We start from the raw sequence: 10,089 nt of genomic DNA, 5'->3' as shown, positions 1-10,089 counted from the left end.
GCCAATAGTCGAGCCGAGTTAACTGGCGCACCTGATAATTCGTTGCACACCAGCGACCACATTATTCAGTCCGCGCTGAGTGCTGTAGCCAATGCTCACGCACAATTCTCAGGTTCACCAGACAACACATTATCGAACAGCTCACACTGCATTGCTGCGAGCCTAAACACAATTTGTTTTCAACAGAATAGGATGGTATGCCAATGAGCGACTACACCCCGATAATCACACAGGCTGGCATTAATGCCGCCGCGAATGCCAAAGATTCAGGCATTCATATCGACATTACCCATATTGCAGTGGGCACCGAGGGTTATACCCCCACGCGTGACCAAGCAGCGTTGCGCAACGAGCGTGACCGCTCGCCAGTAGTGAGCGTAGCAGATGCAGGCCCTGGGCAAATACATATCACCGCTCAGTTTAAAAGCACCAGTGAATACCCTGTGCGTGAAGTGGGATTTTTTCTAGAAGACGGCACCTTGTTTGCGGCGTGGTCACACCCTGATAACACGTTGTTTTATCAAACACCACTGAGCACAGTCATTCAGGGGTTCGACCTCGTACTGAGCGCAGTGCCTGTTTCAGCCATTGATGTAACCACCACAGGTGACATCAACATGTTTTACGGCGCTGAGTTTATTGCCATGTGCGACGCACAAACTCGCATGGCCGCCGCACAACTCAAAACAAATTTAAGAGAAATTAAACTTAACGACAGACTCATGACATTAGGAGTATAGAAATGCCAACAGTCGAACAAACCGTTGCACAATTGCAGCAAACAAACGCAGAACTTGTCACAGCAAGTGATGCACTGACCAATGAAGTAACCAGCAAACTCAGTGCGATTAATAGCACTGTGGCAGCGAAAATGGGGGAAGTTGACCGTAACATTTCAGAAAAGATGTCTGCGGTTGATGATTCAGTAAACACAGCTACGGCGCAGGTAAGCTCGCTTATAACTCATAGTGAAAGCTATAACCCTACTACTTATACATCGATTCCGCTTCCATCAAGCGGTTGGATCAGATTAGGGGAATTCGGAAACCGTGGAGCTTTTACAATAACGTTAGCGACAGTCGGAGGAGCACATGCGCCTATGCTGATTGAGATGAAAATATTTAAGGACTATACAAATATTTTCCAGGTTGTCAGTACTGCTTTTGGCTTTAATCACTATGTGACCGATGTCCGTTTGCAAAATAATGCAGAAACAGGGTTGGGAGACAAAACATTTGTCGAAATTAACTTAGCAACGCACTTAGATTATTTACACGTGCAAATTCAGAGACAACCTCTTTTTGATGCAACATTTAAACTCTATACAGACACAGCCAAGATGGTCTCTACAAGCGAACTTTGGTCATCTGAAGAGCAGTCGCTTACGCTCGGTGTCTCATCAAATTTACCAATCCAATAAGTAGGAAGCAAACAAATGACAGAATCAATTGAGAACATCGAACGTAATGCACTCAGACTTAAAGAACTAGAGACAAGCGAAACACAAAAAGGTGAAGTCCGCAAAAAACTCTTGAGCTTAGGGTTTGATCCGACAAGTTTGCTTGGCACAACCGCAGATGCGGCGCAAATCCTCATTTATGAAGTTGCCAAACTGTGCTCAGCACTCAACACAGCACAGAGTTTGGAAGACGTTCGCAACGCGGCGAAACCAATCAATGATTTGTTGGGCAGTACTATCAATGACGTTGACACTGGCATAGTTAAATTTCCATATCAACACAAAGGTCAAGATGTAGTCGTTGCAGAGATAAAACAACGCTCAACAGCTGTGGCTGACATACTGATTGCAGCACAGGAGCAGTAAATTATGTCTACGCAATATTTACACGGCGTTCAGGTCATTGAATTAAACGATGGTCCACGCCCAATACAAGTCGCATCCACCTCAGTCATTGGGGTTGTCGGCACAGCCCCCGATGCTGACGCTGATGCATTCCCACTGAACACGCCAACACTGATCGCGGGCAGCAGATTGGAAGCGGGCAAACTTGATATGACAAACGATGGTAAAGGCACCTTGCCCCAAGCACTCGATGCGATTTTTGACCAGTGCGGCGCAGTCGTTGTAGTGGTTCGTGTGCCCGAAGGTGCAAGTGCCGCTGAAACGCAATCCAATGTGATTGGCGGTGTTGATGCAGCAACTCAGCAGTACACTGGCCTGCAAGCCCTACGTGCTGCTAAAAGCTCGTTGGGTGTGAAACCCCGTATTTTGATTGCACCAGGGTTTGATCATATTGAAGCAGTGATAACCGAAATGGTCAGCATTGCTGACAAGTTACGTGCGATGGTTTACGCCAGCGGCCCTGATACATCTGATGCCGATGCTATCACTCTGCGTAACAAGTTTGGTTCTAAGCGCCTGTATCTGTGCGACCCATGGGTGCGGGTCTGGGACACGGCGAGCAATGGCGAAATTAGCCAACCCAACAGCGCTAGAGTCGCAGGTGTGCGTGCCAAAGTGGATAACGAGCAAGGATTCTGGCACTCAATCAGTAATAAGCTGGTCAACGGAATGGTCGGCACCACGCGTAATATTGACTTTGAGTTGGGTGATGTTGCGAGCCGTGCTAATTTGCTCAACAAAGAGCACGTCGGCACCATCATCAATGAGAAAGGCTATCGCGTGTGGGGACCGCGAAACTGCTCAGCAGATCCAAAGTGGATTTACGAATGCGTTGCGCGTACCGCAGACATTATCAACGACTCACTACTGGCAGCACATCTATGGGCGGTTGATAAGGGTGTATCGGGCGAAACCTATTTCAAAGAAGTGGTTGAGGGTGTTAACGCATTCCTGCGTCACTTAAAAGCAATTGGTGCGATTGTGAATGGCTCATGCTGGGCCGATCCAGAACTCAACACCCCGAGCCAGATTGCACAGGGTAAAACGTATTTCGATTTTGACTTTACCCCTGTGTACCCCGCTGAGTCTATTACATTCCGCTCACGTATGACCGACAAATATTTAGAGGAGATTTTCTGATGGCTGTTCAACTACCAAATACACTGAAAGACTTTAACGTCTTTATTGATGGTGAAGGCTATGGCGGCCGTGGTGTGTCTATTCAGTTACCCAAGTTGACGCGTATCACAGAGGATTACATGGGCAGCGGACTGGCTGGGCCAATTGAGCTGGATATGGGCCAAGACAAACTAGAGTTAAGCGAACTGGTAATTGCTGAACCTAACAACGCCATTTTTAAAAACTTTGGCACACTCGACATTAATGGTTTAAAGCTGCGCGTTAAAGGTTCATTTAAATCAGAAAGTAATGCCAAGGAAATTGCATTTGAAGTCGTCATGGTTGGCCGCTGGACTGAAATTGACTTCGGAACATGGGAGCGTAAAAAGCCAGGTGAGATAAAACTCAAAGCCACACTCACATATTACAAATTAACGTATGACGGTCAAACCCCCATTGAAATTGACCAGCTCAACAACGTACAAGTCATTGACGGAGTTGACATGCTCGCGCAACGTCGCGGAATTTTGGAGTTATAACATGCAAACAAAACAAGCAAAAAAACAAATCTTTGATGTAGTTGAAACTGTCGTACATGGGCACAAAGCATATGCCTCTGGCGGTACGATAGAACTTACACCTCGCCAAGCTGCCAACTGGCTGGCCGCTGGTAAGCTCTCAGAGCAAAAGCCAACAACGAAATCTCGTCAAACGAAAAATGAGGACAAATAAATGAGCACAGTAACCATCACATTAGTATTCCCTATTGAATATAAGGGTGAAAAAGTCAATACGTTGACCATGCGCCGCCCTAAGCTCAAGGATCAATTGCGCTCAATGACCAGCGGCAAGTCTGATGCGGAGTCCGAAAAAGATATGTTTGCGAATTTATGTGAGCAAGCACCCGATTTTATGGATGAGTTAGATTTGTCTGATTATCAACAGGTGCAAAATACGTTTCGCAATTTTTTGTCTTAAACGAAGTTGAGATCCGCGGGCTAGTTTTGGCGCTAGCCCATTTTACGGGAGGCGGGATTGGTGAGTGGTTAGAGATGTCGGCTGAAGAGGCAATAAAATACTACGAGCTAGCTGCCACATTCCAAGGGGGATCAGAATCATGATCCCCACTACAAAGACAATCAAAGAGAAACCTAGCGTAATAAACGCCGCTAATACTGGCGCACCAATTAGGGCAGCTATCAAATCGGAGGCAATCAGCATATAGGTGAACGCCCCTACAAAACTGATGGAGTATAGAGCCTTAAAATTTAGCAGCTTCTCAATGTAATTTAACCAGGTATTTATTATGGCAGTCGGTAAGTCGTTAGCAGTTTCAATCGTCATAGGTGCAGCCTTAGCTGGTAGTTTTAAAACCGTCATTGGTCAAAGTGTAAACCAATTTAACAGATTGGGCGAAACGGTTAAACAGGTTGAATCTACATCAAACGCGATTAGTGGATTTAAAACAGTTAGTGAACAGCTAAAGACAACACGCGCTGATATTGAGTCAGCGCGTAGTAAATTGCAGCAATACCAAACTGAACTGAAGCAATCGCAAGCTGCACACACTCAATTAGCAAAATCGGCTGACAATACAGCCATAGCAACAATCAATGCGAAAAACGCATACACCAAAGCACAGCAAAAGCTAGCAAGACTCAAGCAAACACACAGTGATGCAGAGACCAAAACAGAAGCGATGACGGCCGCTATTAAAGCGGCAAAACAGGAAGTTCAACAAACAAAAGTTGCCTTCCAACAATCTGAAACCAACTTAAACAAAGTCAATAAATCGCTGGCGGCAGCAGCAACCGAGCATCAAAAACTAAAAAATAAAGTCGGTGCTGCACATAAAGAACTGAACAAGCTGTCAACTCGATTAGGCGATAGCCAACGCGCGCTAAATACACATCGTAAAACAATGGTCGCAAACGGTATAACCGCCACACAACTATCGCATAAACACACACAGCTCGGTCAAACACTCACAACACTAAAACGTAAGTACGCCGATTTACAAAACGCGATACAACGTCATCAAGCGGTGATGAGCAAGCGTGATCACTACCGCAATCAAATGCTAGATGCGGCGGCATTGGGTACTGCAATGCTCACCCCTGTTGCCGCAGCGGTTAAGTTTGAAAGCGTGATGGCCGACGTTGGCAAGGTGGTTGATTTTGATACCCCACTGGGGCTGGCTCAAATGGGCCAAGACGTGCTGAAGCTGAGCACGGTTATACCTATGGCCGCCGATGGTATTGGCGACATTGTAGCAGCCGCAGGTCAAGCAGGTATTGCCCGCAAAGAGTTGCTGATATTTGCGCAAGATGCGGCAAAAATGGGCGTGGCATTTGATATGTCGGGCCGTGAAGCTGGGGCGGCGATGACAGGTATGCGTTCCATCTTCAAACTCAATCAAACGCAAGTTGTCAGTTTGGGCGATGCCTACAACCATTTAAGTAATAAAATGGATGCCCGGGCAAAAGACATGCTCAATATTGCCAATCGCGCAGGCAGTACGGCCAAGCTATTTGGTTTAACAGCACAGCAAGTTGGCGCGTTGGGGGCGACGTTCTTGGAGCTAAAGACCCCACCCGAAGTGGCTGCAACGGGTATCAATGCGTTGTTGCTGAAGTTAAAGACAGCAGACAAACAAAGTAAGTCATTTCAGAGGGGGCTATCAACTCTCGGGATGAGTGCCACAGAGCTGAAGAAGAATATAGAAGAAGACGCCCAAGGCGCGCTCATTTCATTTTTAGAGACGCTGGAAAAAACCGATGATGTAACGGGCGTGTTGGCCGATATGTTCGGTGCTGAATATGCCGATGATATGGCTAAGTTGGTGGGTGGTTTAGATAACTATAAAAAAGCACTCAGCTTAGTTTCAAAGCAAGGTGACTATGCAGGCTCAATGCAAAAAGAGTTTGCAGTAAGAAGCAACACCACAGCAAACAGCCTGACATTACTAAAGAATCAGGTTAATCGGCTCGGCGTCAACATTGGTTCAGTGCTACTACCTGCTGTTAACTGGGTTGCTGGTTCGCTAGGTACTGTAGTTGATGGCATAGCAACGGTAGCGCATACGTTCCCAGTCGCTACAAAAGTGGTGGTTGGCCTAGCCGTTGGTTTAGCAATGATTAAAGTAACCTCTATTGCAGCGGGTTATGCATCTACATTTTTAGCTGGCGGTTGGATTAAAGCAGGTATTGCAGTTAAAACACTCAGTGCCATGGTGACTATGGGGCGGTTTAATCTCGCCTCATTTAATACCACCGCTGCCGCGACGGCGGCAACAACAAATGCATTAGGTGCTGGTTCTGGAATACTCGCATTTGGCAGTAAGTTGGGCGCACTAAAAACGGGTTTAGTCACGTTTGCGACTGTCACATTACCCGCTGTTGCTGTTGGTATAAAAGCGATGGGAGCCGCGCTACTAACAACGCCAATTGGCTGGGCTGTGATGGCGATAGCGGCTGGTGCGGTACTCGTTTACAAGTACTGGCAGCCCATAAAGGCGTTTATGGGTGGCCTATGGGATGGGTTTGTAAGTGCGATAAAGCCGCTAACAAGCAGCTTGACCCCAGTTGGTAAGCTACTTGGCTGGATTGGCGATGGTCTCGGCACTGTGTTTAATTGGGTATCGAATTTGTTCACCCCAGTGAATATGGTAAGCGATGAGCTAGCGGGATTTGCAAGTGCTGGGCAGACTGTTGGAGCTGTATTTGGTGGGCTAGTGAATATAGTAACGACACCATTTAGAGCAGCTTTGTGGTTTATAGAAAAAACACTCTCAGCATTTGGCAAATTGGGCGATACAATCAGCAGTGTTGGCGGTTGGTTTGGTTTTGGTGATGATGAAGAGAAAAAGCCTAGTACAAGCCTAGTTAAACCAATCGCACTGGCTAGCACGATGGCTGTTACGCCAGCCATGGCAAGTGATTTGCAAGCAGACAGCGCAACCCCAAATAAACCTATAATGCAGCAAATTCAGTCTGCAAAATCCGCTGCGCCTGGTGCGCTTACTCAGCAAGTTAAACAACAACTAGCGCCAGTTGCACAGCCGACACTGCCTAACGTTGAAGGTTCCGCACTCTATAAAGGACGGGTTGAGGTTGGCGCAGTGCCAACAATCAAGCCAAACGCGCTAACGCAGCCCATTGTACAGCAATTGCAGCCTGCAAAATCCGCTGAACCTGGTTTATTCACTCAACAAGTCAATCAGCAATTAAAGCCTGTTGCACAACCGACGTTACCAAACATTGAGGGTTCCGCACTTTATAAAGGACGAGTTGAAGTTGGCGATGCGCCAACGATTAAGACCAACGCGCTAACACAGCCAGTTGTGCAGCAATTGCAGCCTGCAAAATCCGCTGCGCCTGGTTCGTTGACTCAACAAGTCAAACAGCAACTAGAACCTGTTGTACAGCCGACGTTGCCGAACGTTGAAGGCTCAGCACTGTATAAAGGACGTCTTGAGGTTGGCGATGCGCCAACGATTAAGAGCAACGCGCTAACACAACCAGTTGTACAGCAATTGCAGCCTGCAAAATCTGCTGCGCCTGGTTCGCTCACTCAGCAAGTCAAACAACAACTAGCGCCTGTTGCAAAACCGACGTTACCAAACATTGAGGGTTCAGCACTTTATAAAGGACGTGTTGAGGTTGGCGATGCGCCAACGATTAAGACCAACGCGCTAACACAGCCAGTTGTACAGCAATTACAGCCAGCCCAACCTGCTGCGCCTGACTCACTCACCCAACAAGTAAAACAACAGCTAGAACCCGTAGCAAAACCGACGTTACCAAACGTTGAAGGGTCAGCGCTGTATAAAGGACGAGTTGAAGTTGGCGGAGTGCCAACAATTAAGCCCAACGCGTTAACACAACCAGTTGTACAACAATTACAGCCTGTAAAGCCTGCCGTACTTGGTTCGCTCACTCAGCAAGTTAAACGACAATTCGCACCTGTTACACAGCCGGCGTTGTCGAAAGTTGAAGGGTCAGCGCTGTATAAAGGACGGGTTGAGGTTGACGAAGTGCCAACAATTAAGCCCAACGTGCTAACACAGCCAGTTGTACAGCAATTGCAGCCAGTAAAATCCGCTGCGCCTAATGCACTAAGTCAGCAAATCAGACAACAGTTAAAACCGACTGCACAGCATACATTGCCGAAGTTTAAAGGCTCTGCATCATTTAACGCTCAGGTTGAGCCTAGTGAACCGCAAACCCCATATTTAGAACGACTCAACCGAGCAAGCAAGCGCAATGAACGTGAAGAGCCTAACAAACCTGATCAACATAAGATCGTTGAGCACCACGAAAACCACACTTGGTATGTGACCATTAATCAGCAACCAGGTGAGAACGAAAAAGCACTGGTTGATCGCATTATGCGCGAAATAGATAAACGAAAAGCACAAAGTCAACGAGGTAAGTTATATGACGTCTGATGTAATGATCGCGTTAGGTGAATATCGCTATTCAGTACCTACCGCTGCGTACTCTGAGTTTAGGCGAGTCAGCGAATATCGTTGGCAGTCACAAGATAGATTAGCCAGAACACCTGCAATGCAATACGTTGGCCCAGGCTTCGACGAAGTAACAATGACGGGCACAATTTACCCTCACTTTAACGGTGGGTTGTTTCAGGTTGAAGCAATGCGAGCTGAAGCGATAAAGGGTAAGCCTTTGTTGTTAGTAGATGGGTTGGGCTACGTGCGTGGCAACTATGTGATCACCCGCATTGAAGAAACACAAACAGATATTCGAGTAGCGGGTGTGCCTGAAAAAATAGAGTTCAACATCACTTTAAAATATTACGGGGAAGATGATGCTATATAGAACAAAGGACAATGACCGTATAGACACGATTTGTTACGAACACTACGGTCATTTAAACGGCACTGTTGAGGCTGTTTATAACGCAAATCCAACATTAGCGAATCAACCAGCTAAATTACCCGCAGGTACAGTCATTGAACTGCCAGAAGTACAAACACAAGCACAACAAAAAACCATTAAGTTGTGGGATTAACAATGCGACCAACATTTCAAATAATCGCGGATAGCGTAGACATCACGAGCAAAGTTGCCGACAGGTTGTTGTCTCTCAGCATAACCGACGAGGCTGGTTTAGACTCTGACACGTTAGCAATTGTATTAGATGACAGAGACAATCTATTTGAGCTACCGACTCAAGGGGCTGAGCTGGCTGTTTTGATAGGTATTGATAAGCAAATAGCTGATAAAGGACTGTATACGGTAGATGAGTTAATTCTCTCTTGCAGCCCCGACACTATTGAAATACGTGCTAAAGCGGCAGACATGCGCACCTCACTCAAGGAACGACGAACAGGCAGTTGGGATAATGAGACACTAGGCAGCATATTAGAAATTGTTGCAGGTAGAAACGGATTAACCCTCGCCATTGCACCAACGCTAGCTAGTCTGCCAATTACGCATTTAGATCAGACAAACGAGCACGATTTACACCTGGTCACTCGGTTAGCCAAAGAGCACGACGCTGTGGGTAAAGTTGCCACCTCACATCTATTGTTTACCACCAAAGGCGACTCTAAAACCGCAAGTGGTAAACAATTGCCCTCTGTAGTGGTAAAAAAAGACGAAACAAGCAACATACAAGTGGTAATGGCAGATAGAGGAAAATACCAAAGCACCCAAGCGTTTTGGCATGACCATAGCACTGGTGAACAAGTGACAGTCAACGTAGGTAGTGATGAGCCTGTATTCAAACTAAAGCACACGTATGATGACGAAGAAAGCGCAACACGGGCAGCTAAAGCCAAGCTCTCAGCATTAAAAAGAGGCACATCTACTGGCTCGCTCTCGATGCCATGTACAAGCGATAACCTCAATGTGTTGGCTGAAAGTAAATTAGTGCTGCAAGGACTCAGAGATGGCATTCAAGGTGAGTGGGTTGTAACTCGAACCCAATATGAACTATCAGGCTCAGGTCTAACCCTGTCGATTGAGTTTGAAACACCCAATAAATAGCTTTGAAATATTCAAAAGCTCTTTCAACTATTCAAAATTGCAAAATTCGCAGTTTTCGCACAATTCGCGCTAAGTTTTCGCGCGCGGCATCAG

At 46.5% G+C, this 10,089-nt stretch carries 13 protein-coding genes; 12 read left to right on the top strand and 1 reads right to left on the bottom strand.

The features are described 5' to 3' along the window. The 4 genes from J8L97_RS21435 to J8L97_RS21420 all read left to right on the top strand — a co-directional run. On the top strand, positions 1–207 hold a 207-nt coding region (locus J8L97_RS21435), incomplete at its 5' end, for a hypothetical protein (protein WP_211052678.1). Beyond that, positions 204–740, top strand: coding sequence for a phage tail protein (locus tag J8L97_RS21430; RefSeq protein WP_211052677.1), 537 nt, complete (start codon positions 204–206; stop codon positions 738–740). The genes J8L97_RS21435 and J8L97_RS21430, both read left to right, overlap by 4 nt. Positions 741–742: 2 nt before the next feature. After that, entirely contained in the window at positions 743–1,420 is a 678-nt protein-coding gene (locus J8L97_RS21425; protein ID WP_211052675.1) for a hypothetical protein, read from the top strand. A gap of 15 nt (positions 1,421–1,435) precedes the next feature. Next, positions 1,436–1,825 carry a hypothetical protein gene (locus J8L97_RS21420; RefSeq protein WP_211052673.1) on the top strand — a complete coding sequence of 130 codons (390 nt, stop codon included), beginning with the start codon at positions 1,436–1,438 and terminating at the stop codon, positions 1,823–1,825. 29 nt (positions 1,826–1,854) lie between these two features. Here J8L97_RS21420 and J8L97_RS23705 read toward each other — a convergent pair whose 3' ends face one another. Further along, a complete protein-coding gene (locus J8L97_RS23705) occupies positions 1,855–2,037 on the bottom strand; it encodes a hypothetical protein (RefSeq protein ID WP_247688769.1) in 183 nt (60 codons plus the stop codon). Between J8L97_RS23705 and J8L97_RS21415 the strand changes: the two genes are divergently transcribed. The 8 genes from J8L97_RS21415 (at position 1,961) to J8L97_RS21380 (ending at position 9,996) form a co-directional block, all read left to right on the top strand. Further along, positions 1,961–3,004: a phage tail sheath subtilisin-like domain-containing protein gene (locus J8L97_RS21415; protein WP_409455177.1), complete on the top strand. Its 1,044-nt coding sequence runs from the start codon at positions 1,961–1,963 to the stop codon at positions 3,002–3,004. The genes J8L97_RS23705 and J8L97_RS21415 overlap by 77 nt on opposite strands. After that, positions 3,004–3,522, top strand: coding sequence for a phage major tail tube protein (locus tag J8L97_RS21410; protein ID WP_211052669.1), 519 nt, complete (start codon positions 3,004–3,006; stop codon positions 3,520–3,522). The genes J8L97_RS21415 and J8L97_RS21410 overlap by 1 nt, the downstream gene beginning before the upstream one ends. 1 nt (position 3,523) lies before the next feature. Then, positions 3,524–3,715 carry a hypothetical protein gene (locus tag J8L97_RS21405; protein ID WP_211052667.1) on the top strand — a complete coding sequence of 64 codons (192 nt, stop codon included), beginning with the start codon at positions 3,524–3,526 and terminating at the stop codon, positions 3,713–3,715. Continuing rightward, entirely contained in the window at positions 3,716–3,961 is a 246-nt protein-coding gene (locus J8L97_RS21400; protein ID WP_211052665.1) for a phage tail assembly protein, read from the top strand. Between the two features lie 328 nt (positions 3,962–4,289). Beyond that, positions 4,290–8,432, top strand: coding sequence for a phage tail tape measure protein (locus J8L97_RS21395; RefSeq protein WP_211052663.1), 4,143 nt, complete (start codon positions 4,290–4,292; stop codon positions 8,430–8,432). Continuing rightward, positions 8,422–8,823, top strand: a complete 402-nt coding sequence (locus tag J8L97_RS21390) for a phage tail protein (protein ID WP_211052661.1) — start codon at positions 8,422–8,424, stop codon at positions 8,821–8,823. The genes J8L97_RS21395 and J8L97_RS21390 overlap by 11 nt, the downstream gene beginning before the upstream one ends. Next, positions 8,813–9,016 (top strand): tail protein X, encoded by a 204-nt coding sequence (locus tag J8L97_RS21385; RefSeq protein ID WP_211052659.1) that lies wholly within the window; start codon positions 8,813–8,815, stop codon positions 9,014–9,016. Before J8L97_RS21390 ends, J8L97_RS21385 begins: the two co-directional genes overlap by 11 nt. A gap of 2 nt (positions 9,017–9,018) precedes the next feature. After that, complete coding sequence (locus tag J8L97_RS21380) at positions 9,019–9,996, top strand: contractile injection system protein, VgrG/Pvc8 family (RefSeq protein WP_211052657.1); 978 nt, start codon at positions 9,019–9,021, stop codon at positions 9,994–9,996. The last annotated feature ends 93 nt before the right edge of the window (positions 9,997–10,089 follow it).

It is taken from the genome of Pseudoalteromonas sp. MMG012 (assembly GCF_018100875.1).
In the GTDB taxonomy this organism is placed as follows: domain Bacteria; phylum Pseudomonadota; class Gammaproteobacteria; order Enterobacterales; family Alteromonadaceae; genus Pseudoalteromonas; species Pseudoalteromonas aurantia.
Note: the sequence above shows the minus strand (reverse complement) of the source record. Positions and strands in the feature narration are given on the sequence as shown.

Bases quoted from the DNA above. Each gene is read 5' to 3' on its own strand.
- J8L97_RS21430 (WP_211052677.1), top strand. From the start codon at position 204: ATGAGCGACTACACCCCGATAATCACACAGGCTGGCATTAATGCCGCC.
- J8L97_RS21425 (WP_211052675.1), top strand. From the start codon at position 743: ATGCCAACAGTCGAACAAACCGTTGCACAATTGCAGCAAACAAACGCA.
- J8L97_RS21420 (WP_211052673.1), top strand. From the start codon at position 1,436: ATGACAGAATCAATTGAGAACATCGAACGTAATGCACTCAGACTTAAA.
- J8L97_RS21410 (WP_211052669.1), top strand. From the start codon at position 3,004: ATGGCTGTTCAACTACCAAATACACTGAAAGACTTTAACGTCTTTATT.
- J8L97_RS21405 (WP_211052667.1), top strand. From the start codon at position 3,524: ATGCAAACAAAACAAGCAAAAAAACAAATCTTTGATGTAGTTGAAACT.
- J8L97_RS21400 (WP_211052665.1), top strand. From the start codon at position 3,716: ATGAGCACAGTAACCATCACATTAGTATTCCCTATTGAATATAAGGGT.
- J8L97_RS21395 (WP_211052663.1), top strand. From the start codon at position 4,290: ATGGCAGTCGGTAAGTCGTTAGCAGTTTCAATCGTCATAGGTGCAGCC.
- J8L97_RS21390 (WP_211052661.1), top strand. From the start codon at position 8,422: ATGACGTCTGATGTAATGATCGCGTTAGGTGAATATCGCTATTCAGTA.
- J8L97_RS21385 (WP_211052659.1), top strand. From the start codon at position 8,813: ATGCTATATAGAACAAAGGACAATGACCGTATAGACACGATTTGTTAC.
- J8L97_RS21380 (WP_211052657.1), top strand. From the start codon at position 9,019: ATGCGACCAACATTTCAAATAATCGCGGATAGCGTAGACATCACGAGC.